The 23,301-nt window shown below is 72.4% G+C and carries 25 protein-coding genes; 19 read left to right on the forward strand and 6 right to left on the reverse strand.

Features of this window, described 5'->3' with window-relative positions; translation table 11 throughout:
- The first annotated feature begins 10 nt into the window (after positions 1-10).
- The 10 genes from FLV34_RS10885 to FLV34_RS10930 all read left to right on the forward strand — a co-directional run bounded on the left by FLV34_RS10885 (position 11) and on the right by FLV34_RS10930 (position 9,339).
- Complete coding sequence (locus FLV34_RS10885; RefSeq protein ID WP_147943013.1) at positions 11-1,402, forward strand: efflux RND transporter periplasmic adaptor subunit; 1,392 nt, start codon at positions 11-13, stop codon at positions 1,400-1,402.
- Positions 1,399-2,127 (forward strand): ABC transporter ATP-binding protein, encoded by a 729-nt coding sequence (locus tag FLV34_RS10890; protein ID WP_147943014.1) that lies wholly within the window; start codon positions 1,399-1,401, stop codon positions 2,125-2,127. Before FLV34_RS10885 ends, FLV34_RS10890 begins: the two co-directional genes overlap by 4 nt.
- Positions 2,128-2,137: 10 nt before the next feature.
- Positions 2,138-3,322 (forward strand): ABC transporter permease, encoded by a 1,185-nt coding sequence (locus FLV34_RS10895; protein ID WP_142647931.1) that lies wholly within the window; start codon positions 2,138-2,140, stop codon positions 3,320-3,322.
- A gap of 57 nt (positions 3,323-3,379) precedes the next feature.
- Positions 3,380-4,543 carry an acetoin utilization protein AcuC gene (locus FLV34_RS10900; protein ID WP_142647932.1) on the forward strand — a complete coding sequence of 388 codons (1,164 nt, stop codon included), beginning with the start codon at positions 3,380-3,382 and terminating at the stop codon, positions 4,541-4,543.
- 42 nt (positions 4,544-4,585) lie between these two features.
- A complete protein-coding gene (locus tag FLV34_RS10905) occupies positions 4,586-5,386 on the forward strand; it encodes a phosphatase (protein WP_142647933.1) in 801 nt (266 codons plus the stop codon).
- 312 nt (positions 5,387-5,698) lie between these two features.
- A complete protein-coding gene (locus FLV34_RS10910) occupies positions 5,699-5,902 on the forward strand; it encodes a helix-turn-helix domain-containing protein (protein WP_030456159.1) in 204 nt (67 codons plus the stop codon).
- Between the two features lie 155 nt (positions 5,903-6,057).
- Positions 6,058-6,156 carry an AURKAIP1/COX24 domain-containing protein gene (locus FLV34_RS10915; protein WP_018654693.1) on the forward strand — a complete coding sequence of 33 codons (99 nt, stop codon included), beginning with the start codon at positions 6,058-6,060 and terminating at the stop codon, positions 6,154-6,156.
- A 71-nt stretch (positions 6,157-6,227) separates the two neighbouring features.
- Positions 6,228-7,280 carry an NAD-dependent epimerase/dehydratase family protein gene (locus FLV34_RS10920; RefSeq protein ID WP_147943015.1) on the forward strand — a complete coding sequence of 351 codons (1,053 nt, stop codon included), beginning with the start codon at positions 6,228-6,230 and terminating at the stop codon, positions 7,278-7,280.
- A gap of 10 nt (positions 7,281-7,290) precedes the next feature.
- A complete protein-coding gene (locus FLV34_RS10925; protein WP_147943016.1) occupies positions 7,291-8,181 on the forward strand; it encodes a lysophospholipid acyltransferase family protein in 891 nt (296 codons plus the stop codon).
- A 111-nt stretch (positions 8,182-8,292) separates the two neighbouring features.
- Complete coding sequence (locus FLV34_RS10930; protein ID WP_147943017.1) at positions 8,293-9,339, forward strand: alpha/beta fold hydrolase; 1,047 nt, start codon at positions 8,293-8,295, stop codon at positions 9,337-9,339.
- 22 nt (positions 9,340-9,361) lie between these two features.
- Here the strand turns inward: FLV34_RS10930 and FLV34_RS10935 are convergent, their stop codons facing one another.
- Positions 9,362-9,652: an Lrp/AsnC ligand binding domain-containing protein gene (locus tag FLV34_RS10935; protein ID WP_142648069.1), complete on the reverse strand. Its 291-nt coding sequence runs from the start codon at positions 9,650-9,652 to the stop codon at positions 9,362-9,364.
- Between the two features lie 241 nt (positions 9,653-9,893).
- Positions 9,894-10,196, reverse strand: coding sequence for a hypothetical protein (locus FLV34_RS10940; RefSeq protein ID WP_147943018.1), 303 nt, complete (start codon positions 10,194-10,196; stop codon positions 9,894-9,896).
- Positions 10,197-10,255: 59 nt separating this feature from the next.
- Between FLV34_RS10940 and FLV34_RS10945 the strand changes: the two genes are divergently transcribed.
- Complete coding sequence (locus FLV34_RS10945; protein ID WP_142647937.1) at positions 10,256-10,678, forward strand: MFS transporter; 423 nt, start codon at positions 10,256-10,258, stop codon at positions 10,676-10,678.
- 13 nt (positions 10,679-10,691) lie between these two features.
- Here the strand turns inward: FLV34_RS10945 and FLV34_RS10950 are convergent, their stop codons facing one another.
- From FLV34_RS10950 to FLV34_RS10960, 3 genes are all read right to left on the reverse strand, one after another.
- Positions 10,692-11,561, reverse strand: a complete 870-nt coding sequence (locus FLV34_RS10950) for an HAD family phosphatase (protein WP_142647938.1) — start codon at positions 11,559-11,561, stop codon at positions 10,692-10,694.
- A gap of 55 nt (positions 11,562-11,616) precedes the next feature.
- Complete coding sequence (locus FLV34_RS10955; RefSeq protein WP_222709470.1) at positions 11,617-12,393, reverse strand: DUF5667 domain-containing protein; 777 nt, start codon at positions 12,391-12,393, stop codon at positions 11,617-11,619.
- A gap of 138 nt (positions 12,394-12,531) precedes the next feature.
- Positions 12,532-13,071, reverse strand: a complete 540-nt coding sequence (locus FLV34_RS10960) for a sigma-70 family RNA polymerase sigma factor (protein WP_240971435.1) — start codon at positions 13,069-13,071, stop codon at positions 12,532-12,534.
- Positions 13,072-13,359: 288 nt separating this feature from the next.
- Here FLV34_RS10960 and FLV34_RS10965 point away from each other — a divergent pair, with 288 nt between their 5' ends.
- A complete protein-coding gene (locus FLV34_RS10965) occupies positions 13,360-14,982 on the forward strand; it encodes a putative quinol monooxygenase (RefSeq protein ID WP_147943020.1) in 1,623 nt (540 codons plus the stop codon).
- Between the two features lie 192 nt (positions 14,983-15,174).
- Here FLV34_RS10965 and FLV34_RS10970 read toward each other — a convergent pair whose 3' ends face one another.
- The gene (locus FLV34_RS10970; RefSeq protein ID WP_142647942.1) at positions 15,175-15,423 is read right to left on the reverse strand and encodes a glutaredoxin family protein; all 249 of its coding nucleotides are present in this window, start codon (positions 15,421-15,423) and stop codon (positions 15,175-15,177) included.
- Between the two features lie 194 nt (positions 15,424-15,617).
- Between FLV34_RS10970 and FLV34_RS10975 the strand changes: the two genes are divergently transcribed.
- The 7 genes from FLV34_RS10975 to hemL all read left to right on the forward strand — a co-directional run bounded on the left by FLV34_RS10975 (position 15,618) and on the right by hemL (position 23,300).
- A complete protein-coding gene (locus tag FLV34_RS10975) occupies positions 15,618-16,316 on the forward strand; it encodes a redox-sensing transcriptional repressor Rex (protein WP_142647943.1) in 699 nt (232 codons plus the stop codon).
- Between the two features lie 25 nt (positions 16,317-16,341).
- A complete protein-coding gene (locus FLV34_RS10980; RefSeq protein WP_142647944.1) occupies positions 16,342-17,640 on the forward strand; it encodes a glutamyl-tRNA reductase in 1,299 nt (432 codons plus the stop codon).
- Positions 17,637-18,548 (forward strand): hydroxymethylbilane synthase, encoded by a 912-nt coding sequence (gene hemC, locus FLV34_RS10985; protein ID WP_147943021.1) that lies wholly within the window; start codon positions 17,637-17,639, stop codon positions 18,546-18,548. The genes FLV34_RS10980 and hemC overlap by 4 nt, the downstream gene beginning before the upstream one ends.
- Positions 18,545-20,134 (forward strand): uroporphyrinogen-III synthase, encoded by a 1,590-nt coding sequence (locus tag FLV34_RS10990; RefSeq protein WP_142647946.1) that lies wholly within the window; start codon positions 18,545-18,547, stop codon positions 20,132-20,134. The genes hemC and FLV34_RS10990 overlap by 4 nt, the downstream gene beginning before the upstream one ends.
- Positions 20,135-20,204: 70 nt before the next feature.
- Positions 20,205-21,191 (forward strand): porphobilinogen synthase, encoded by a 987-nt coding sequence (hemB, locus tag FLV34_RS10995; protein WP_221889917.1) that lies wholly within the window; start codon positions 20,205-20,207, stop codon positions 21,189-21,191.
- A 123-nt stretch (positions 21,192-21,314) separates the two neighbouring features.
- Positions 21,315-21,959, forward strand: a complete 645-nt coding sequence (locus FLV34_RS11000; protein WP_142647948.1) for a bifunctional DNA primase/polymerase — start codon at positions 21,315-21,317, stop codon at positions 21,957-21,959.
- Positions 21,960-22,004: 45 nt separating this feature from the next.
- A complete protein-coding gene (gene hemL, locus FLV34_RS11005; protein ID WP_142647949.1) occupies positions 22,005-23,300 on the forward strand; it encodes a glutamate-1-semialdehyde 2,1-aminomutase in 1,296 nt (431 codons plus the stop codon).
- Position 23,301: the final 1 nt, after the last annotated feature.

The following is a 23,301-nucleotide window of genomic DNA, read 5'->3' on the forward strand; positions in this document are numbered from 1 at the left end:
CGATTGGCGCGTGACGTGTCGTCGCGTGGTCGTCCCGCTCATCGCCGTCCTGCTCGCCGCCGGGTGCACGTCGTCCGAACCGCAGAAGGCCGCCGTGGCCGAGGTCACGAGGACCACCGTCAGCGAGGTCGTCGAGGCCCCCGCGACGGTGGGCGCGCGTGCGACGGCCACCCTGACCGCCCCCGCGTCCGGCACGATCGCCCGCCTGTACGTCCAGGACGGCGACACGGTGAAGAAGGGCCAGGTCCTCGCCAGGATCAGCTCTCCTCAGGCGAAGCAGCAGCTCTCGGCCGCGCGTGAGGCAGACCGGCAGGCCGCCAAGCCCGTCTCCTTCGGCGGCGGCGCCCCGGTGAGCGTACGGCTGCCGAGCCTGCGGCTGCCGAGCTCGCTCGACGCACACGTCGCCCGGTCGTTCGCCCAGGCCAGGAAGGCGGCAAAATCGATCGGCGACCGCGGGGCCAGGGCCCGGCTGCTGGCCGCCATCGACACCGCCGAGAAGCGGCAGCGGGCCCAGCGGCGGGCGCTCGGCGAGGGGCTCGACGGGCTCACCCGGGCGATCGGCCAGAGCCTGTCGCAGGTCAGCGGCCAGATGAGCGCCGGGATCAGCGGGCTGAGCGCGTCGATGGCGTCGCTGCGGGCCGCGTCGAGGTCGCAGACCAAGGCGGCCGTGCGCGCGGCCGAGCAGACCGTGGACGCCCTGGTCGTCAGGGCGCCGTTCGGCGGCGTGGTCACCCTGGGCGGGGCGTCCTCCACCGGGGGCGCGGCCGGTCTCGGCGCGCTGGTCTCACAGCTGCCCGCCGGTCTGGCGGGCCAGGCGGGTGCGGCCGCGGCCGCACCCGCGGGCCGTTCCGGCGGGACGATCGCCACCGGTGTCCCGGTGGCCGCCGGAGACCCGATCGTCACCGTGACCGACGTGTCGGTGCTCACGTTGTCGGCCGACGTGGACGAGACCGACGTGCTGCTCGTGCGCGAGGGCACCCCGGCCGACGTCGAGTTCGACGCGGTGACCGGCGCGACCTACATCGCCACCGTGACGGGCGTGGGGGTCACCCCCAAGGAGGGCGCGACCGGCGGGGTCAGCTATCCCGTACGGCTGCGCCTGGGCCGGGGCGCCTACGACGACGGCGGCGCGGCCCCCGCGCCCAAGCCGGGGATGAGCGCCGTGGTGCGGCTGACCGTACGCCGCTCGGAGAACGCCACGGCCGTGCCCGCGTCGGCGATCGTGACGAGCGGCCGGGAGTCGATCGTGTGGGCGGTGCGCGACGGCAGAGCCGAGCGGCGGGTCGTCCGGCTGGGCGCGCAGGGCGACGCGGTCGTGGAGATCCTCAGCGGGGTGTCTCCCGGTGAGCGGGTGGTGGTCAAGGGCGCCGACGCCGTACGCCCCGGCCAGACGCTGTCGTGAACCACGACGAGCGCGCCGGCGCACCGGCGGAGCCGGGGGCGGCCGGGGCGCCGGCGTTCGAGGCGGTCGGCCTCACCCGCTCCTACCGGCTGGACGGCGGCGTGCAGGTCGACGCACTGCGCGGTGTGGACCTGCGCATCGGGCAGGGGGAGTTCGCGGCGATCGTGGGCCCGTCGGGCTCGGGCAAGTCCACGCTCATGCACCTGCTCGGCTGCCTCGACCGGCCGACCTCGGGCACGCTGCGGGTGAACGGCGTGGACGTCGCGACGCTCGACGACGTCCGTCTGGCCGATCTGCGCAACCGCGCGATCGGCTTCGTGTTCCAGTCGTTCCACCTGCTGCCCCGCACGTCCGCGCTCGACAACGTGGCGCTGCCGCTGGTCTACCGGGGCGTGTCCCGCGCCGTACGCAGGGAGCGGGCCAGGGCGGCGCTTGAGGCGGTCGGGCTCGGCCACCGGCTCACCCACCGGCCGTCGCAGATGTCCGGCGGCGAGCAGCAGCGGGTGGCGATCGCCCGGGCGCTGGTGGGCGATCCCCGGGTGCTGCTGGCCGACGAGCCCACGGGCAACCTCGACACCCGCAACGGCGAGGAGGTGATGGGCCTGCTCGAACGGCTCAACGAGGGCGGCGTCGCCGTCGTCCTCGTCACCCACGACGCCGACGTCGCGGCCCGGGCCCGCCGCCAGATCCACGTACGCGACGGCCGGATCGAGCGCGACACATGAGGGCGGCGTCATGAGGACGGCCGAGGCGCTGCGGATGGCGGTGGAGGCGCTGCGGGTCAACCGGCTGCGCAGCATGCTGACCATGCTCGGCGTGATCATCGGCGTGCTGTCGGTCGTGATCCTCGTCGCCATCGGCACCGGGGCCAAGAACGCCGTCGAGAAGGAGATCGCGGGGCTCGGCAGCAACATCATCCTCGTGGTCCCCGGACAGGTGGGGCTCGGCGCGGCCCCCACCCAGAGCCGCCTCGACCTGTCGGACGTCGCGTACGTGCGCCGCGTGGTCGGCGACCCCTCGAAGGTGACGGTCGCGGTGAACTCCGGCGAGCCGGTGCGGGTGGGCCGCGTGGAGGTGTTCGCCACGCTCACCGGCACCGACGAGAACATGCCGCACGTCTTCGACCGGCCGCTGCGCCGGGGCCGCTATCTGACCGAGACCGACGTGGACACCCGGCGGCGCGTGGTGATCCTCGGCTCGGAGGTCGCGGCCAAGCTGTTCGGGGACGTCGATCCGATCGGCCGCCAGGTCACGATCGCCGGGGTGCGGTTCCGGGTGATCGGGGTCTACGAGACCGTCGGATCCACGTTCGGGGTCGCGCGGGACCAGGAGGTGCATCTGCCGGTCACCACCGCCCAGCGGCTGATCGGGCTGCCGAGGATCAACGGCATCGCCATCGGCGCCTCCGGCCCGGACGAGATCGAGCCGCTGCGGCAGCGGGTCGTGGCCGCCCTCGCCTCCCGCTATCCGGGCGAGACGTTCTCGGCCGTCACCCAGACCCAGCTCCTCGGCACGATCGGCACGGTCCTCGGCATGCTGACCGGCGTGCTGGCCGCCATCGCGGGCATCTCGCTGCTGGTCGGCGGCGTCGGGGTGTCCAACATCATGCTGGTGAGCGTCAGGGAGCGCACCAAGGAGATCGGCCTGCGCAAGGCGCTCGGCGCCCGGGGCCGCGACATCCTCGGCCAGTTCCTGATCGAGGCCGTGCTGCTGACCACGATCGGCGGGGTGATCGGCATCCTGGGCGGGGTCGGCGGCGCGCTGCTGATCCAGGCGGTCTCGCCGGTGCCCGCGTCGATCACCTGGTGGTCGATCGTGCTCGCCTTCGGGGTCTCCGCGGCCGTGGGTGTCTTCTTCGGTGTGGCCCCCGCCCGGCGGGCCGCCCGGCTCGATCCCGTCGTGGCCCTGCGTACGGACTGAGCGGGCGTGTGATGCCCGCCTGGACGCCGGTGACGGCATGTGCGATAGCGTCGCGGCATGAGTCAGGCGGTGCGGGTCGTCTGGGACGACGCTCTGGTTTCGTACGACTTCGGGCCCGGCCATCCGCTCGCGCCCGTGCGCGTGGAGCTCACCATGGCGCTCGCCCGCGACCTGGGCGTGCTGGACGGCACCGAGACGACCGGGTGCGTCCCCGCCACCGAGGACGAGATCGCGCTGGTGCACAACCGCGACTACATCGAGGCGGTCAAGAACGTCTCCAAGGACGGCCGCCCCGACCTGCGCTACGGGATCGGCACCGAGGACAACCCCGCCTTCGTGGGCGTCCACGAGGCGTCCGCCCTGGTCACCGGCGCGACGCTGGCCGCCGCCAGGTTGGTGTGGACCGGCGAGGCCGAGCACGCGGTCAACATCGCGGGCGGCCTGCACCACGCCATGCCCGGCGCCGCCAGCGGCTTCTGCGTCTACAACGACCCGGCCGTCGCCATCGCGTGGCTGCTGTCGCAGGGCGCGACGAGGATCGCGTACGTGGACGTGGACGTGCACCACGGCGACGGCGTGCAGGCGGCGTTCTACGACGATCCGCGGGTGCTCACGATCAGCCTGCACGAGAGCCCGCGCACGCTGTTTCCCGGCACCGGCTTCCCGCAGGAGACCGGCGCGGCAGGCACCGCGGTCAACGTGGCGCTGCCGGCCGGGTGCGGCGACGCCGGGTGGCTGCGCGCCTTCCACGCGGTGGTCCCGCCGCTGCTGCACGCCTTCGCGCCGCAGATCCTGGTCACCCAGCAGGGCTGCGACAGCCACGCCCTCGACCCGCTGGCCCATCTCATGCTGAGCGTGGACGGGCAGCGCACGGCGTACGCCGCGCTGCACCGGCTGGCCCACGAGACCGCCGGTGGCCGCTGGATCGCGGTGGGCGGCGGGGGATACGAGCTGGTCCAGGTCGTGCCGCGGGCGTGGACGCACCTGATGGCCGAGGCGCTGGGGCGGCCCGTGGAGCCGTCGACCGCCACACCGGAGACCTGGCGGACGTACGTGCGGGAGCGCACCGGGGAGCTGGCGCCCCTGACCATGACCGACGGGCGTCACCCGCAATGGCGCGACATTTCGGAAGGGTACGATCCAGCCGACGCCATCGACCGGGCCGTCATCGCCACCAGGAAGGCGGTGTTCCCCTTCCACGGCCTGGACCCCATGCCCTGAGCAGTACGGAATCATGCCGAGCCGAGGAGCGCTGTACCTGTCGTGACCGCACCACCCTCCCGAGCCTCCCGAACCCCCTCCCGGGCCGAGCTGCGCGAGCACCTCGTCCGGACCGCCATCGCGGGCGACGTGGCGACCAGCCGCGAGAACAACCTCGACCACTATCGGTCGCTCGCGCTGCGCGACCCGCACTACCTGTTCGGGCTCACCTTCGAGGGCGAGTGGTCCTACCACGACGTGCTGGCGCTCATGTCCGAAAAGGTGGGAGTGACCGCCGATCCCGGCCACCGCGAGGGCCCCGACACCATCGACCCCGAGCGGACCATCGACGCCGTGGAGGAGATGGGCGATCGGATCGCCAAGGTGCTGCGGCGCGGCGCGCCCCGGGTCGTGGTCGCCACCGGGCACCCGACCGGCCTGCTCACCGTCCACCTCGCGGTGGCGCGGTTCCTCGCGGAGCGCGGCGCGACCCTGCTCACCCCGGCCGAGGGCTGGGCGTACGTCGGCGGTCTCGGCCGGCGCAGGCAGATCCGCTACCTCGACAGCGTGGCGATGCTGGAGGACCGGGGCACGTTCGTGCACACCCACGAGGCCGCGCCGATGGAGGCGATGCTCGCCGAGGAGCGGCCCGACTTCGTGATCGCCGATCACGGCTGGGCCGGGGCCGCGGGCGAGGCCGGGGTCGAGACCGTGGGCTTCGCCGACAGCAACGACCCCGCGCTGTTCGTGGGCGAGGCCGAGGGCAAGATCGCCGTGGCGGTTCCCCTCGATGACAATGTGCTGCCGCGCTACTACGCTCCGCTGACGGCGTACCTGCTCGATCGGGTCGCCCGGAGCCTCTGACATCCCTTCCGGACCTCCAAAACCGGGCATTTCGCGCCCGTTTTTGCGCCTCTGGGTCGCCGGTTTGCCAACTTTTTCGTGTGTCTGGGCGACTCTAATGTGAGAGAAGTTGGTCCGTTCCAAGATTGAGGCGAGGGGCACGGCCCGGCTGCTGCCAGCGACTTTCCCGATTTTGACGGCACACGGCTCCGTTGACTGATGGAATGAGGGGTTTGCCTACTCGGAGTCCGGACTTACGCTGACGGCAGTACACGTGCGTGAGCAATGGCACCAGTGGGGATAACCCGGAAACACGTGCGGAAGAGGCGTCCGATGGGTGCAGGCGAAAGACCTCTCAGCGAGGTGAAGTTCTTGACGGTGGCCGAGGTCGCGACCGTCATGCGGGTGTCCAAGATGACCGTGTATCGGCTCGTGCACTCGGGAGAGTTACCGGCCATCCGTGTCGGCCGGTCCTTCAGAGTTCCCGAGCAGGCGGTCCACGACTACTTGCGGGACGCGTTCATCGAAGCAGGGTGAACGGCACAGGCGACCACGCTTGACGGCGGCGTGGCCGACTCCCGGTCGACGCGGGGTCCCCCGGGGGAGCGATCTACCACGGATCGCCGGTAGTCTGTTGAGCCGGTGTGCGCTCGCGCGCCGGTTGGACAGTCACACCTTCACCTGGGGGTCCCGTGGGCTCTGTGATCAAGAAGCGCCGCAAGCGTATGGCCAAGAAGAAGCACCGCAAGCTGCTCAAGAAGACCCGCATCCAGCGGCGTAACAAGAAGTAGCCGAGACGGAGCGCGCACCGGTCCTCACGGACCGGGCGACCGTGAACACGCACACCCCCGGCGAGGCGTCGATGACTCGTACTGTGCTGGTCACCGGTGTCTCCGGTCACATCGGCGCTCGTGTTGCGCTCGCGCTCGCGGCCGACCCGGAGATCGACCGGGTCATCGGCGTGGACACTGCGCCGCCGCCATCCCCCGCCGGGGAGGACGGCGCGGTGCTCGGCCGCACCGAGTTCGTCCGGGTCGCGTTGCGCAGTCCCGACCTGGTCAAGGTCATCAGGGACGCCGACGTCGACACCGTCGTGCACCTCAGCCTGGTCAGCGGCCCCGGAGGCGGCGGCCGGGCGGGCGGCTCGGGCGGCGGCCGCCCGGCCATGAAGGAGCACAACGTCATCGGGACGATGCAGCTGCTCGCGGCGTGTCAGCGCTCCGCCACGGTGCGCCGGGTGGTCGTGCGGTCCACCACGGCCGTGTACGGCTCCTCGCCGCACGCTCCCGCCGTGTTCACGGAGGACACCGAGCCCGTCGAGGGATCGCACTCCGGGTTCGCCAGGGACGCCACCGAGGTCGAGACGTACGTGCGGGGCTTCGCCCGGCGCCGGCCCGACGTGACGACGACGACGCTGCGCTTCGCAACGCTCATGGGGCCGAACGTCGAATCACCGCTGACGAGCTACTTCTCGCAGCCGGTGCTGCCCACCGTGCTCGGCTTCGATCCCCGGCTGCAGTTCGTGCACGAGGACGACGCCGTCGAGGTGCTGTGCCGTACGGCGCGGGCCGACCATCCGGGCGTGTTCAACGTCGCGGGCGACGGCGTGCTGCTGCTGTCGCAGTGCGCGCGGCGCACGGGCCGCCCGGTGATCCCCATGCCGTCCCCCGCCTTCCGCTTCGTCAGCGGGCTCGCCCGCGGCGCGCGGCTGGTGGACTTCTCGCCCGAGCAGCTCGCGCTCATGAGCCACGGCAGGGCCGTGGACACCACCAGGCTCGCCGCCGAGCTCGGCTGGCGGCCCAAGTACAGCACGGCCGCGGCGTTCGACGACTTCCTCAGGTCGCGCGGCGGTCCCGGCGACCTGCCGCGTGCCCTGGTCGACTGGCTGGCCGCCGTCGTCCGGCCGAATTCGTGACGAGGCGTTGATGGACGACTTCCAGGGCCGGCGTACGGATGAGAACCCGGGTGAACGCACGGCCGACGAGCGGCTCGCCGAGCTGTTCGCGTTCCTGCGGCGCAGGGTCACCGGCGCATACGAGGTCGACGAGTTCGGCTTCGATCCCGATCTCAACGAGAACGTGCTGATCGAGGCGCTGCGCCCGCTCTATCGGCACTGGTTCAGGGTCGAGGCCCTCGGGCTCGGCAACGTGCCGGCCGACGCGGGCGCGCTGATCGTCGCCAACCACTCCGGCACGCTGCCCATGGACGCGCTGATGCTGCAGGTCGCGGTGCACGACGAGCTGGACAGGCCGCTGCGCCTGCTCGGGGCGCACCTGGTCTACCAGCTTCCGGTGCTCGGGCACCTGGCCCGCAAGTCCGGGCACACGCTCGCCTGCCCCGAGGACGCCGACCGGCTGCTGCGCAAGGGCGAGGTCGTCGGCGTCTTCCCGGAGGGCTTCAAGGGCATCGGCAAGCCGTTCTCCGAGCGTTATCGGCTCCAGCGGTTCGGCCGGGGCGGATTCGTCGCGTCGGCGATCAGAGCAGGCGTGCCGATCGTCCCGTGCGCCATCGTGGGGGCGGAGGAGATCTACCCCAAGATCGGCGACATTCCGGCGCTCGCCCGGCTGCTCGGCCTGCCCTCCCTGCCGATCACGCCGCTGTTCCCCTGGCTCGGGCCGCTCGGCCTGCTCCCGCTGCCGTCCAAGTGGCTGATCGAGTTCGGCGAGCCGGTCCGGACCGACGAGTACGCCCCGGAGGAGGCCGACGACCCCCTGCTGGTCTTCGACCTGACCGACCACGTCAGGGAGACCATGCAACGGCAGCTCGACGCGCTGCGGCTGCGCCGGGGCCCGGCGTTCCCCCCGATCGTGATGTGACATCCGGCTGCCGGAAGCGTCTTGGGCGCGGAGTCTGACAAAACACGGGTCTGACAAAAGGGACCTACCGGTCGGTATGGTGTGCTCACCCTCATCCCCCGGAGGAGCACCATGAGCAAGGGGCGGAACGCCGCCCTCGCCGGGCTCGCCCTCGGCCTGGCGATCGGCAGGGTGGTCAGCGCCGCGCAGCGCGTCCAGACCAGGCGGGTGAAGACCGCGTCGGCGTCCGGCGGCGCGCCCGGCCGCCGGACGACGGTCACGACCGACGACGGGGTCCGCCTGGCCGTGGAGATCGACGACCATCCCGATCCCCGCTGCGCCGTCGTCTTCGCCCACGGCTGGCTGATGAACCGGAACTGCTGGCAGCCCCAGCGCGAGGCCCTGGCCGGCCTCGGCACGCTCGTCTTCTACGACCAGCGCGGGCACGGCGACTCCTCGGCCGGGCCGCTGGAGACGTACACGATCGACCGGCTGGGCGACGACCTCGCGGCCGTCATCGAGGCCGCCGTGCCGGAGGGGCTGCCCGTCGTCCTCGCAGGCCACTCGATGGGCGGCATGACGATCATGGCGCTCGCCGACCGGCATCCCGCCCTGGTCGAGTCACGGGTGGCCGGCGTGGCGCTGCTCAGCACGTCGTCCGGCGGGCTCGCCGACACCACCTTCGGCCTTCCCGGGCCGCTCGGGCGGCTGGCGCCCCGCGTCACGACCTCGGTGTTCGAGAGCATGCTGGCCCGCGCCGAGGCCATCGACGCGCGGCCCCGCGTTAAGAGCTGGACCAACCTGCCGGTGACCCGCTACGCCGCCTTCGGCAAGGGCGCGAGACGGCGGCACGTCCGGCTGGTGAACGCGATGGCCGCGGCGACGCCGACGGAGGCCATGGTCGGGTTCTTCCGCGCTTTGGGGGTGCACGACAAGCACGCGGCCCTACGGACGCTCAGGCGCGTTCAGACGCTCGTCATGGTGGGGGAGCGCGACCGGCTCACCCCGCTCGCCCACGGCCGCCGGATCGCCGAGGCGCTGCCCGACGCCCGGTTCGTACGGATCCCCGGCGCCGGGCACATGATCGGCTACGAGCGAGCCGAGCTGGTGAACCGGGAGCTGACCGGCCTGATCATGCGGGCCGTGGCGGACCACGCCACCGGCCGCTCCGCCGCCTGACCACGGCTCGGGGGCGTCCGGCTCAGGCGCGTGCCGGGCGGCCTGCCGGCCGCGCGGCCACGGGGGTGAGGTGTCCGGCCGCCTTGAGCGTGTGCAGCACGGGTGCGGTCTCCAGGGTGCGGATCGCGTCGAGCGCGCCGAGCCGCCGGGTGAGATAGCGGTGCAGGTCGGCGGGGCCGGTGCAGAGCGCGTGGGCGAGCAGGTTGGTGGGGCCCGTGGTGGCCGCGACGACGGCCGGCTCGTCGTGGGTGGCCAGGGTGGTCGCGACCCGGTCCAGACGCGCGGGCGCGACGCGCGCAGCCGTCCGCGCCAGGCGGTTCCATCGGGCCGGTGATGGGCCTGGCGGCCGTGTGCGGGCCCGTGCTCGGGGCCGTTCTCACCCGCGTCGACCTGCTCGGCCTGTCGTGGCGGGCGGCGTTCCTCGTCAATGTGCCCCTCGCCGCCGTGGTCCTGGCCATCGCGCCCGCCCTGCGGGAGAGCAGGTCGCCGCACCCGCCCCGGCTCGACCTGCCCGGCACGGCGCTGGCCGTGCTCGGCACCGGCCTGATCGTCTATCAGCTCATCCAGGGCGACGCCGCCGGGTGGCCCGCCTGGGTCTGGACCGCCCTCGCCGCGGGCGTCGCCGTCCTCGCGGCCCTCGGATGGCACCAGCGCCATCGCGCCGGGCGGGGCCGCAGCCCGCTGATCGAGCCGAGCCTGTTCCGCGACCCGGGCTTTCCCGCCGCGCTGGCGACCTCCACGCTGTTCTTCGCGGTGATGAACGGCCTGAGGGTGGCGATCGTCCTGCACGTGCAGCTCGGGCTGGGCGACGACGTCCTGACCGCCGGGCTCACCCTGCTCCCGTGGTCGGCCGGCATGGCCGCCGCCTCCTGGTGGGCCGGCGCCCCGGCTGGTGCCCCGCCACGGAGCGAAGATCATGTTCGCCGGGCTCGCCGCCCTGCTGGCCGGGCTGATCTGCGCCGTCGCCGTCTATCCGGGCGCGTCCGCCGGTGGCTACTCCTGGCCCCTGCTCGCGGCGCCGGCGCTCGGCGGAGCGGGAAACGGGCTGTTCACCGTCCCGTTCTTCACCACGGCCCTGTCACGGGTGCGGGCGCACGAGACCGGATCCGCCGCCGGTCTCCTCAACGCCGTCCAGCAGTTCGGCGGCACCCTCGGCGTCGCCGTTCTCGGCACGGCGTTCCTGCACAGGTTCGCCGCGGACGTGCGGTCGCACCTCGGCGCGGGCGGCGCGGCCCTGGGGGCGATCCGGCTCACGTTCTGGATCGCCGCGGCGCTCGTCGCCGTCACGGCCGCCCTGATGGGCGTACGGAAGCCCCTCGCGGAGCCCGCGGGCCACTGACGGCGCGTCGAGGTCAGAGGACGGAGCGGTAGTGGCGGCGCAGGGCGATGCCCGCGGCGACGCCGCCCGCGATGGCTCCCGCGGTCGCGGCGATCGGCAGGCCGATCATCGTCGCCTTCCTGCCGGTGCGGAAGTCGCGGACCTCCCAGCCGTGCTCCTTGGCGTGCTCGCGCAGCTCGCTGTCGGGATTGATGGCGTGTGGATGCCCGACGAGGGAGAGCATCGGCAGGTCGTTGGCCGAGTCGCTGTAGGCCGAGCAACGGGACAGGTCGAGGCCCTCGCGGCGGGCCAGCGCCCGGATGGCCTCGGCCTTCGCCGGGCCGTGCAGCAGGTCGCCGACGAGCCGTCCGGTATAGGCGCCGTCGGCGGTCTCGGCGACCGTGCCGAGCGCGCCGGTGAGCCCGAGCCGCTGCGCGATGACCCGGGCCAGCTCGACCGGGGTGGCGGTGACCAGCCACACCCGCTGCCCGGCGTCCAGGTGGGCCTGGGCCAGCGCGCGGGTGCCCTGCCACACGCGGTCGGCCATCACGTCGTCGTAGATCTCCTCACCCAGCCGGACGACCTCGTCGACCTTCAGCCCGGCGACGAAGGCGAGGGCCATCTCCTTGGCCTTGGCGATGTGCTCGGGGTTCTCGTTGCCCCGCACGCGGAACCACGCCTGCCCGAGCGCGAACTTCATGAGGTCACGGCTGGTGAACAGGCCGCGCGCCGCGAGTCCCCGGGCGAAGTGGTAGATCGAGGCACCGCGCATCATGGTGTTGTCGACGTCGAAGAACGCCGCCGCCGAGAGGTCGGGGACGACCTCGGGGGCGGACACCGCCGCGGCGGCCGCCACCTCGCCGGCGATCTCCGCCTCTTCCCGCCGTCGCAATAGCCGCCTCATGGCTCATCAGCTTAACCGCCGGAGGGTGTACGCAACGGGAGCGGGACATGACGTGTCAACGTCCGGAACCGGTAAACGATTCGATGTAAATCAGGTATTGATTCGCCTTGTCGCGATTTTCCCCGTCGAGCTTCGGCAGCAGCGGCTCAACGAGATTGCGCTGCTCACGGGCGAACTTGCGGGCCGCGCCGTCGGCGTGTCCCTCCCGGACCACCCGGCTCAGCGCGGCCCTGGTGGTCGTCTCCATGTCGTCGAGCGTCTGCCCGATGAGCCGGCGGCGCTCCGGGCTCGCCGCGTCCACCAGCGACGCGGTCTCGGCCGCCCGGTGCCGCGCCGCGACCATCTGCCGCTGCGTCAGCTCCTCCTCGTCGTACGCGAGGCGGAGCACCGTCGACTCCGCCATCCTCTTCAGCGGATACAGCGCCTCGCCGGGCACCGCGTGGTAGGTGCGCACACCGGTGCCGAACATCGCCGCCAGCAGCACGCAGAACACCAGCACGGGGCGCAGCCGTACGAGCAGGGACCGGCGGGGCCGGGGCCCAGGCGACGCGGCGGGGGGCGCCGCGTGCTTTCCCGCCGCGTGCCTGCCCGCGGCGCGCTCGGCGGCGTGGGCCCGCATCAGGTCGGCCCGCAGCTTCTCGCGGAACTCAGGTCTCGGGCCGCCGCTCAGCAGGGAGCGAAGGCCGGCCACGCGCGCGACGACCCCGCGCGTGCGGCGCGACGGGCGCAGGCGCGACAGGAAGCGGTGACCGGCGCGCCTGCGGGAACGGGCCGACGACCGGCCGCCCGCGCGGCGTGAGGGTCGCCACCAGCCCATCACCGTTCCCGCCATCCCCCGCTTGACGCGCAGCGGAGATCCGCTCGCGGGGCCGGGAGACGTCCGTCACCTCCCGGCCTGCCCGCGAATCCGCCTGCAGATCCGACCTGCCACATGCCCAACGATGGGGTATGGGTAATGGTTACGGGGGCGTCAGCCGAGATCGTCGGGGAGTGCCCGGGCGAGCGCCCTGATCGCCCGGAACTGGAGCGCCTTGATCGCCCCGGACTTCTTGCCCATGATCATCGCGGTCTCCGCCAGCGACATCCCGTGCAGGAAGCGCAGGATCACGCATTCCTGCTGCTCCGCGCCCAGTTGCTTGATCGCCTGCATCACGCGCTCGTTGACCATGTTGGTGACGACCGCGTTCTCGGGGATGTGCGGGCCGTCCAGAGGCGTGTCGAGTATCTCCGCCGTGATCACCTCAAGGCGGTTGCGGCCCGACTTGTAGTGGTCGGTGACGAGGTTGCGGGCGATCGTCACGAGCCAGGCGCCGAAGTCGCGGCCCTGCCAGGTGAACTCCGTGATGCCCCGCAGCGCCCGCAGGAACGTCTCGCTCGTCAGGTCTTCGGCCAGCGCGTGGCTGCCGACCCGGAAGTAGACGTATCGGTAGACCAGCTCCAGATAGTGGTCGTAGAGCGCGCCGAACGCCTCGCTGTCGCCGGTCTTGGCGCGCAGCACGAGGCTCCGCATCTCGTCGTGCTCGTGCTCGCGATCGGAGAGATCGGCGGAACGCGCGGGTTGCGCTGCTCCTGCTGCTACCGGAGGGGAAAGCCCGGCCAACGGCCACGTGTTCGGCATCCGTTATCCCATGGGGGAAGGGGAGTCGGCGTGCTCGAACACTCTAGAAATCAACGGGAGATTACACAATCCGTTCGGGTGGGGGAATCCGCTTCAGGTGTGCGTACGCGGGCGTGACATTCCTGGACATGGCCACCGGCTACCGGTCAGAAGCAGATGTCCGGCAGCATGGGTCCCACCATGGAAGTCCTCGTCGCTCTCCTCGCGTTCGCCGGCGCCCTGCTCGCCGGCATCACCACCGGCGTCCTCGTCGGGCGTCTCCGTGACGAGCCGGCCGGTTGGCTGATCGCGTGGAGCGTCGCCACGGGCGCGCTGGCGCTGTCGCTCGGCGCGGTCGCCGTCGGACACCTCACCGGGTTCGGGCCCGTGACGTTCCGGGCCTACCAGATCACCGGCTCACTGCTGGCCCCGCTCTGGCTGGCGGTCGGCGTCATCCAGCTCCTCGCGGAGAAGGGCGGAGCCCGCTTCGCCGGCTGGCTCCTCGGCGCCGCGCTGACGGTCGTGGGCACGGTGATCATGGTGCTCGACCCCGTCGTCACCTCGGGCTTCGACAAGTCGCTGCCCGACGGGCCGACCCACTGGGACATCTGGCCCGAATGGCTGCTGCGGGGCGTCCACGGCCTGGTGGTCTTCATCCTCCTGCTCGGCCTCGCCATGGCGGTGATGGCCTGGCGGGACGGAGACGAGTACGACGTCGACAACATGAACGCGACCGTCGTGCTCGCCCCGGCGGGGATGGCGATCTCGGGCGTGCTCGAATTCGGGCTTCCCGGGCTGGTCGTCGTCGCGGTGCTGGCCGCCTCCGCCGGAGGCGTCTGGTACGTCGTGGCCCGGCCGCTCGCGCCGTACGACGACGAGGGCGAGGACGACGACGAGGCCCCGGAGGAGGAGTGGCAGGGGCGGCGCGGCGGACGGGCCGACAGCGCCCTGCGGGCCGAGACCCGCGTGCCCTCCGCGCCCTCGGGGCCGCCCACGCCGCCGCGCGGGGCACCCGGAGGCCGTCCAGGCGGGCCCGGTGCGGTTCCGCCCGGGGTGCCGGTAGCCGGAGGACCGGGAGCCGGGGGGCCGGGAGCGCCGCGCCGTTCGGGGCTCGGGGACCTGGTGGCCGAATATCGGGCGGGGGAGCAGAGCGAGGTCGACTACGCCGCCCGCATGCGGCCCTCCGACGGTCCGCTGTCGCCCGACGACTTCGGCGGGCCCATGACCGGCCAGCTTCTCGCCGCGGACCAGTACGGCCAGCCCCGCCGACCTGAATACGGCATGCCCGCGGCGGCCCCGGCCGAGCCCGACCGGGCGATGCCCGCCACGGGGGCCCTCTATCCCGGGGCGGAGGTCCCCGACCCGGCCGACCTCGCCGCGAGCTTCGGCGTCGGATTCGGCGGCAGGTCCCGCCCCGCCATGCCCCAGCCGGGCGGGCAGGGGCCGCAGCAGGCGGGCCGGCCCGCCGGTCAGGGCGGCTCGGTGAAGCCGGCCCCCGGCATCTACGGCCTGCTGACCGTCTTCACGCTGCTCGACGGCTCGGGCGAGGCGTTCGACAAGCTCGCCGAGGAGACCGTCGAGGCGGTGCAGCGCAACGAGCCCGACACGCTGCTGTTCGTCTGCCACGCGGTCAAGTCGGCCCCGCTCCAGCGCATCGTCTACGAGCTCTACCGCGACGAGGTCGGCTACAGCGAGCACCAGCGGCAGCCGCACATGGAGCGCTTCGCGACCGAGCGGGTGAAGTATGTGCTGGCGGCCAACGTCATCGAGCTGAGCGTCAACGCCGCCAAGGTGGTCCCCCTGCCCACCCGCCGGGTTCTCTAGACCGCTGTCCCCCTACGTTCGCGGGCGGAGAGAAGAGAACGTTCACGGGCGGAGGGAGCGGAGCGGGTGGAGAAAGCGGAGCGGGCTTCGCGAGGACCGCAGCTTCCTCCCGGTGCGGTGACCGGCCCGGCCGAGGTTCGTGGACGTCCGGCTGGAAGCGGCCCGGGCCGCGCATGGACCCCGGGCGCGGCGTCAGCGCTGCAGGGCCTCGCGGAGGCGGTTCTCGTTGACCCGCCAGTAGTCGTGCTGCACGCCGTCGATCAGGACGACCGGGATCATCTCCCAATATTCGGCCTGGTCCTCCGGCGAGGCGGTGATGTCGCGTTCCTCCCAGGGAACGCCCAGATCGGCGGCCACGCGCTCGACCACCGCGCGGGCGTCGTCGCACAGGTGGCAGCCCGGCTTGCCGAGCAGCGTGATCCGGTGGTCTTGAGGAGCCATGCCCTCGATTATCGCGATCCTCCCGGCCCGGAATGGAGACCGCCGCCCCCTCCTGGGACCCTTGAGACGAGGGAAGCCTCACACGATCGACTTTGTGCATAGCTTCACAAAGGCACTAACCTGGTATTCATCCGTCGCATCCGCTATGCGGCCGGGGGCGCAACCGGCCGTCCGTCCCCCTGGAGCCCCGGCAAGTGATCCGCCGAATCCCGCAGCCCCGTGACCGCGGCATCCCCGACGCCACGGTGGCGAGGTTGCCGCTCTATCTGCGCGCACTCAACGGGATGGCCGAACGGGGCACGGCGACGGTGAGCTCGGAGGATCTCGCGGTAGCCGCCGGGGTGAACTCCGCCAAGCTCCGCAAGGACCTGTCCCACCTCGGGTCGTACGGCACCAGAGGCGTGGGATACGACGTGCAGTACCTCATCTACCAGATCTCGCGTGAGCTTGGTCTCACTCAGGACTGGGCCGTGGCCATCGTCGGCGTCGGAAATCTCGGCCGCGCGCTGGCCAACTACGGCGGGTTCGCCTCGCGCGGGTTCCGGATCGCGGGCCTGCTTGACGCCGATCCGCACGTCGTGGGCGATCGCATCGCAGGTCTCGTCGTCGAGCACGCCGACGAGCTGGAGTCCGTGATCAAGAAGCGCGGAGTCTCGATCGTGGTGATCGCCACGCCCGCCACGGCGGCGCAGCAGGTCTGCGACCGTGTCATCGCGGCCGGAGTCACCAGTATTTTGAACTTCGCCCCCGTCGTCTTGGCTGTGCCTGACGGCGTGGATGTCCGTAAAGTCGATTTATCCATCGAACTGCAGATACTTGCGTTCCACGAGCAGCGCAAGGCTAATGGAGGGCCCATCATGGCCGAGGAGTGGCCGGACGGGGTGGTCATGTGAGTGAGCCATCGATCGGAGCGAGCTCATGAGTGTCCTCGTCGTCGGCCTGAGCCACCGGACAACGCCGGTCGCGCTGCTCGAACGGGTCACGGTCAGCGGGGACGCGCTCGTCAAGCTGCTGCACGACGTGCAGTCCGACGAGTACGTCTCCGAGGCGCTGGTCGTCTCGACGTGCAACCGCGTCGAGGTCTACGCCGTGGTCGACCGGTTCCACGGCGGCGTCACCGCGGTGACGAACATCCTCGCCGCGCATTCGGGCCTGCCGCAGGAGACGCTCGCGCGGCACCTGTACGTGCACTACGAGGACCGGGCGGTCCAGCACCTGTTCACCGTCGCCTGCGGGCTCGACTCCATGGTGATCGGCGAGGGGCAGATCCTCGGCCAGATCCGCACCGCGCTGCGCCTGGCGCAGGAGGAGGGCACGGCCGGGACCACGCTCAACGAGCTGGCCCAGCACGCGCTGCGCGTGGGCAAGCGCGCGCACGCCGACACGGGCATCGACCGGGCCGGCGCGTCGCTGGTCGGGGTGGGGCTGACCCTCGCCGAGCGGGTGCTCGGCGACATCAGCGGCCTGCGCGCCCTGGTCGTGGGCGCCGGCTCGATGAGCTCGCTGTCCGCCGCGACGCTGTCCCGCGCGGGCGTGACCGACATCGTCATCGCCAACCGCACCCGCGAGCGGGCCGAACGGCTCGCCGAGACCGTCGGCGGCCGGGCCGCCGACCTGGCCGACGTCCCCGCCGAGCTGGCGGAGGCCGACCTGGTCATCTCCTGCATCGGCGCCGGGACCCGCACGATCACCGCGGAGACGATCGGCGACCGTGACAGGCCGCTGTTCGTCCTCGACCTCGCGCTGCCCCACGACGTGGATCCCGGCGTACGGGACCTGCCCGGCGTGACGCTGGTCGACCTGAAGTCGATGCAGCAGGACGGCGTGGGCGACGACGTCTCCGACGGCGGCAGGGCCGAGGCGATCTGCGAGGTCAGGCGCATCGTGGCCGAGGAGGTCGCCGCCTATCTCGACGCCGCGCGCGCCGCGCTCGTCACCCCCACCGTCGTGGCCCTGCGCAGCAAGGCCGCCGGGGTGGTCGAGTCGGAGATGGGCCGCCTGCTGTCCCGCCTGCCGGACATCGACGGGCGGATGCGCGACGAGATCACCCAGACCGTGCGGCGCGTCGTCGACAAACTGCTCCACGAGCCGACCGTACGGGTCAAGCGGCTGGCCGCGTCCCCGGGCGGCGACCAGTACGCCGAGGCGCTGCGGGAGCTGTTCGGCCTCGACCCGAAGGCCCCCGACGCCGTTGCGAGCCTGGAGGTGGACCAATGACCGCCCCGCTGCGGCTCGGCACCCGCAAGAGCCTGATGGCGACCACGCAGTCGCAGATCGTCGCCGACCGGCTGACCGCCCTGACCGGCCGGGCGGTGGAGCTCGTCGGCGTCACCACCTTCGGCGACGTGTCCCGGGCCCACCTGACCCAGCTCGGCGGCACGGGTGTGTTCGTCAACGACCTGCGCGGCCGGCTCCTCGCCGGTGAGGTCGACTTCGCGGTCCACTCGCTGAAGGACCTGCCGACCAAGCCGGACGAGCGGCTCGCGATGGCCGCGATTCCCCGGCGGGACGACCCGCGTGACGCGCTCGTCGGCCCGGTCAAGCTGCACGACCTGCCCGCCGGAGCCCGCATCGGCACCGGCTCACCGCGCCGGGTGGCCCAGCTGCGCCTGCTCCGGCCGGATCTCGACTACGTCCCCATCAGGGGAAACGCGGACACCCGCATCGGCAAGGTAACCTCGGGCGAGCTCGACGCCGTGGTGCTGGCCGCCGCAGGGCTGGCCAGGATCCGCCGGGACGGGGAGATCGCCCAGGTGTTCGAGGTCGACGAGATGCTGCCCGCCCCCGGGCAGGGCGCTCTCGCCGTCGAGTGCCTGGCCGACCGTGACGATCTCATCGAGCTGCTGCGCGCCGTCGACGACCCGCGGACGCGGGCCGCGGTGGACGCCGAGCGCTCGGTGCTCGCCGCCCTCGAGGCCGGTTGCGCGGCCCCGGTAGGTGCTTTCGCCTCCGGTGACGGGCACATTCTCAATCTGACCGCCACCGTCGTCGCCGTCGACGGCGCACGGTCGGTGCGCAAGTCCACCTCCGGACCCTCTACGACGGCCGTGGAGATGGGCCGCGAACTCGCGGCAGCCATGATCGTCGAGGGGGCCGACACGTTGATGGGGGAGCAGGCCCGTTGAGCCCCGCGAATAACAGCACGCAGACCCGGTCCGGGTTCGTCGCCTTCGTCGGCGCCGGCCCCGGTGACGAGAACCTGCTCACGTTGCGCGGCGCCGACCTGCTGGGCAGGGCCGACGTCGTCGTGCTCGACCGGCAGGCGTACGGCTCGCTGCTGCGCCACAGCCGTGAGGACGTCGAGGTCGTCGACATCTCCGCCGACGCGGCGGAGAACTCGGTGTCGCTGAAGACCATCCAGGCCGCCAAGGCGGGCCGCACGGTCGTGCGGCTCTGCTCGGGCGATCCGTCCTTCTTCTCCTCCGTCACCGACGAGGTGGCCGCCTGCGCCAAGGCGGACGTGGACTTCGAGATCGTGCCCGGCGTGCCGCCGGCCACGGCCGTGCTGACCTACGCCGGCATCCCGCCGGCGGCGTCGGCGCCGGAGTTCCGCATCGTGGACGCCGCGCAGACCGACGACTGGGCCAAGCACGCCGCGTGCGAGGGCACGCTGGTGATCTACAACGGCGTCGCGGACGCGGTCCCGATCAGCAAGGCGCTGATCGCGGGCGGCAAGCCCGACTCGACGCCGGTGGCGGTGACCAGCGACGGCACGACCACCGAGCAATACACGGTGGTCTCCACGCTCGGACGGCTCGGCCCCGACCTCAAGCACGCCGGGATGACCGAGCCCGCGCTGATCGTGGTGGGCGACGCCGTCGGCATGCGTGACCGCCTGTCGTGGTTCGAGACCAAGTCGCTGTTCGGCTGGCGGGTGCTCGTGCCGCGCACCAAGGAGCAGTCCAAGGGGCTGTCGGAGCAGCTCCGCTCGTACGGCGCGGTGCCCGAGGAGGTGCCGACGATCTCTGTCGAGCCGCCGCGCACGCCGCAGCAGATGGACCGCGCGATCAAGGGCCTGGTGACCGGCCGCTACGAGTGGGTCGCCTTCACCAGCGCCAACGCGGTCAAGGCGGTGCGCGAGAAGTTCGAGGAGTACGGCCTGGACGCCCGGGCGTTCGCCGGGCTCAAGGTCGCCGCCGTGGGCGAGGCCACCTCGCGGGCGCTGGTCGAGTTCGGCGTGAAGCCCGACCTCATGCCGACGGGCGAGCAGTCGTCCGAGGGCCTGCTGGCCGAGTGGCCGCCGTACGACTCGATGCTCGACCCGATCAACCGGGTGCTGCTGCCGCGGGCCGACATCGCGACCGAGACGCTGGTGGCGGGGCTGACCCAGCTCGGCTGGGAGTGCGACGACGTGACGGCCTACCGCACCGTGCGCGCCGCGCCGCCGCCCGCCCCGATCCGCGAGGCGATCAAGGGCGGCGGGTTCGACGCCGTGCTGTTCACCTCGTCCTCGACCGTGCGCAACCTCGTCGGCATCGCCGGAAAGCCGCACAACGTGACCGTGATCGCGGTCATCGGGCCGCAGACCGCCAAGACGGCCGAGGAGTTCGGCCTGCGGGTCGACGTGATGGCCGACAAACCGTCCGCCACGGCTCTCGCCGCGGCGCTGGCGGACTATGGTGCCAAGATGCGGCACGCCGCCGTGTCGGCGGGCGAGGTGCCCCGCCGTCCGTCCCAGATGCGCAGGGGCGCGCGGCGACGCGTCAAGTGAACCGACTCGTGTGCGGCCCGCCGGGACGGCCTCCCGGCGGGCCGGCGCGATCAAGAGCGGGGAGACCATTGTGAACGCCCAATACCCGGTGGCGCGGCCCCGGCGGCTGCGCCGTACCGCCGCGATGCGCCGGATGGTCGCGGGGACGCGGCTGCACCCGGCCGAGCTCATCCTGCCGATGTTCGTCAAGGAGGGCATCGCCGAGCCGCAGCCGGTGGGCTCCATGCCCGGGGTCGTCCAGCACACCCGCGAGTCGCTGCGTAAGGCCGCCCACGAGGCGGCCGAGGCCGGCGTGGGCGGGATCATCCTGTTCGGGATCCCCGCGCACAAGGACGCCAGGGGCTCGGGCGCCGACGACCCGGACGGCATCGTCCAGGTGGCGCTGCGCGACCTCGCCTCCGACCTGGGCGACGCGCTGGTGCTGATGACCGACACCTGCCTGGACGAATACACCGACCACGGCCACTGCGGCCTGCTGACGGCCGACGGCGAGGTGGACAACGACGCGACGCTGGAGCGCTACGCGTCGGCGGCGGTCGCGCAGGCGGCGGCCGGCTCCCGGATGATCGCGCCGAGCGGGATGATGGACGGCCAGGTCGGCGCAATCCGCGCGGCCCTCGACGCCAACGGCTTCGCCGAGATCCCGATCCTGGCGTACGCCGCGAAGTACGCCTCCGGGTTCTACGGGCCGTTCCGCGACGCCGCCGAGTGCGCGCCGCAGTTCGGCGACCGCAGCGCCTACCAGCAGGACCCGGCCGGACCGATCGGCGAGGCGCTGCGCGAGGTGCGTCTCGACCTGGCCGAGGGCGCGGACGCCGTCATGGTCAAGCCCGCCCTGGCCTACCTCGACATCCTGCGGCAGGTCCGCGACACCGTCGACGTGCCGGTCGCGGCCTACCAGGTCAGCGGCGAGTACGCGATGGTCGAGGCGGCGGCGGCCAACGGCTGGATCGACCGGGAGCGGGTGATCATGGAGTCGCTGATCGCGATCCGCCGCGCCGGTGCCGACATGATCCTCACTTACTGGGCCACCGAGGTCGCCCGCGGACTATCCTGACCCCTCATCAGGGGGGTCCTGCCGAGCCGCGATCGGCCAGAAGGCATTATCAGGTACATGTACCGCGAGCATCTTGCGTAACGCAGGAGGGCAGCGGGTGTGACGCTTGTGGGGAGGAGCGCCATGGTGGGGGTACCGCTGGCCCGACGTGCGAAACGGCGTGCGCATCACGCGCCGCGGAAGATGACGTCGGTGTTGGAGTACGCACAGCTGGGCTGGGCGAGCTGTATGGGTGCCCACCCGCTGAGCGAGGGAGGCAGGGCGTGCTCCTGCGACCGGGTCGGCTGTCCCGATCCCGGCATGCACCCGCTGTCGCCCGCGTGGCAGATGCAGGCCACGACGGACACGGCGCTGCTCACGCGGTGGTGGAAGCAGGATCCGGACATGAACGTGATCCTGCCCACCGGCAGGGTGTTCGACGTGTTCGACGTACCGGCCGCGGCGGGCCGTCCCGCCCTGGCCGCCATGGACGCAGCAGGCTTCGACACGGGCCCGGTCGCCGAGAACGGCGACCGGGTTCTTTTTTTCGTCGCGACGCGTGGGGCGCCCGAGGACGAGGACGAGTGGTGGTCCTGCAGCCTCGACGCGGGACCCGAGACGATCGACGAGACGCCGGGCCTGCGCTGGCACTGCCGCGACAGCTACGTGCTCGCGCCGCCGTCCACCACGCCCACGGGCGGGGTCGTGAGCTGGATCAGGCCCCCCGACGGGCGTCCGCTGCCCGATCCGCTGCGCGTGCTCGACCTGCTCGCCGACTTCTGCGAGTGATTCCCGGTACGGGCCCCGGACGGGTGGGCCCGTAATCTGGAGGGCGTGACTCGCACGCAGACCTCCGAGGACCTGTTCGACCGCGCCCGCCGGATCGTTCCCGGCGGCGTCAACTCGCCGGTGCGCGCCTTCGGCGCCGTGGGCGGCACCCCCCGCTTCATGGCCTCCGGAGAGGGGCCGTACATCACCGACGTGGACGGCAACCGTTACGTCGACCTGGTGTGCTCCTGGGGCCCGATGATCCTCGGCCACCGCCACCCCGCCGTCGTGGAGGCACTGGAGGAGGCCGTCGCGCGCGGCTTCTCGTTCGGCACCGCGACCGAGGGCGAGGTCCTGCTCGCCGAGGAGATCGTCTCCCGCGTCGCCCCCGTCGAGAAGGTCCGGCTGGTCAGCTCCGGCACCGAGGCCACCATGTCCGCCGTACGGCTGGCCCGCGGCTTCACCGGCCGGGCGAAGGTCGTGAAGTTCGCCGGCTGCTACCACGGGCACGTGGACGCGCTGCTGGCCTCGGCCGGGTCCGGGGTCGCCACCTTCGGCCTGCCCGACACCCCCGGCGTCACCGGGGCCTCCGCGGCCGACACGATCGTGCTGCCGTACAACTCGATCGAGGCGGTCGAGGAGGCGTTCCGCACGTTCGACATCGCCTGCGTGATCACCGAGGCGTGCCCGGCGAACATGGGCGTCGTGCCGCCTGCCGACGGCTTCAACCGGCGCCTGCGCGAGCTGTGCACCGAGCACGGCGCGCTGCTGATCATCGACGAGGTGCTGACCGGGTTCCGGGTGTCCGCCTCCGGCTGGTACGGCATCGACCCCGTCGAGGCCGACCTGATGACGTTCGGCAAGGTCATGGGCGGCGGGCTGCCCGCCGCGGCGTTCGGCGGGCGGGCGGAGGTCATGGCCGCCCTCGCCCCGGAGGGGCCCGTCTACCAGGCCGGCACGCTGTCGGGCAACCCGCTCGCCTGCGCCGCCGGGCTGGCCACGCTGCGCGCCTGCGACGACGACGTGTACGACAGGGTCGACGCGTCCGCGCTGGTCATCGGCAGGGCCGCCTCCGACGCGCTGGCCGCCGCCGGGGTGCCGCACCGCCTCCAGCGGGCCGGAAACCTCTTCTCGATCTTCTTCACCGACACCCCGGTCACCGACTTCGACTCGGCCCGGACCCAGAACACCGACGCGTACCGCGCGTTCTTCCACAGCATGCTCGACCAGGGCGTCTACCTGCCGCCGTCGGCGTACGAGGCGTGGTTCCTGTCGGCCGCCCACGACGACGCGGCGCTCACCCAGGTCGCCGAGGCTCTCCCCCTGGCCGCCAAGGCCGCCGCCCAAGCCGCCGGCGTCTGAC

The sequence above is a fragment of the Microbispora sp. CSR-4 genome (assembly GCF_008033685.1).
Taxonomy (GTDB): Bacteria; Actinomycetota; Actinomycetes; order Streptosporangiales; family Streptosporangiaceae; genus Microbispora.

What these genes read in the sequence shown, in the direction of transcription:
- FLV34_RS10945 (WP_142647937.1), top strand. Translation starts at nt 10,256, where the DNA reads ATGTTCGCCGGGCTCGCCGCCCTGCTGGCCGGGCTGATCTGCGCCGTC.
- FLV34_RS10895 (WP_142647931.1), top strand. Translation starts at nt 2,138, where the DNA reads ATGAGGACGGCCGAGGCGCTGCGGATGGCGGTGGAGGCGCTGCGGGTC.
- FLV34_RS10950 (WP_142647938.1), bottom strand. Translation starts at nt 11,561, where the DNA reads ATGAGGCGGCTATTGCGACGGCGGGAAGAGGCGGAGATCGCCGGCGAG.
- FLV34_RS11000 (WP_142647948.1), top strand. Translation starts at nt 21,315, where the DNA reads ATGGTGGGGGTACCGCTGGCCCGACGTGCGAAACGGCGTGCGCATCAC.
- FLV34_RS10940 (WP_147943018.1), bottom strand. Translation starts at nt 10,196, where the DNA reads ATGCCGGCCGACCACGGGAGCAGGGTGAGCCCGGCGGTCAGGACGTCG.
- FLV34_RS10960 (WP_240971435.1), bottom strand. Translation starts at nt 13,071, where the DNA reads ATGCGGAGCCTCGTGCTGCGCGCCAAGACCGGCGACAGCGAGGCGTTC.
- FLV34_RS10930 (WP_147943017.1), top strand. Translation starts at nt 8,293, where the DNA reads ATGAGCAAGGGGCGGAACGCCGCCCTCGCCGGGCTCGCCCTCGGCCTG.
- FLV34_RS10955 (WP_222709470.1), bottom strand. Translation starts at nt 12,393, where the DNA reads ATGGCGGGAACGGTGATGGGCTGGTGGCGACCCTCACGCCGCGCGGGC.
- FLV34_RS10965 (WP_147943020.1), top strand. Translation starts at nt 13,360, where the DNA reads ATGGAAGTCCTCGTCGCTCTCCTCGCGTTCGCCGGCGCCCTGCTCGCC.
- hemC (WP_147943021.1), top strand. Translation starts at nt 17,637, where the DNA reads ATGACCGCCCCGCTGCGGCTCGGCACCCGCAAGAGCCTGATGGCGACC.
- FLV34_RS10900 (WP_142647932.1), top strand. Translation starts at nt 3,380, where the DNA reads ATGAGTCAGGCGGTGCGGGTCGTCTGGGACGACGCTCTGGTTTCGTAC.
- FLV34_RS10970 (WP_142647942.1), bottom strand. Translation starts at nt 15,423, where the DNA reads ATGGCTCCTCAAGACCACCGGATCACGCTGCTCGGCAAGCCGGGCTGC.
- FLV34_RS10910 (WP_030456159.1), top strand. Translation starts at nt 5,699, where the DNA reads ATGGGTGCAGGCGAAAGACCTCTCAGCGAGGTGAAGTTCTTGACGGTG.
- FLV34_RS10980 (WP_142647944.1), top strand. Translation starts at nt 16,342, where the DNA reads ATGAGTGTCCTCGTCGTCGGCCTGAGCCACCGGACAACGCCGGTCGCG.
- FLV34_RS10925 (WP_147943016.1), top strand. Translation starts at nt 7,291, where the DNA reads ATGGACGACTTCCAGGGCCGGCGTACGGATGAGAACCCGGGTGAACGC.
- FLV34_RS10920 (WP_147943015.1), top strand. Translation starts at nt 6,228, where the DNA reads ATGACTCGTACTGTGCTGGTCACCGGTGTCTCCGGTCACATCGGCGCT.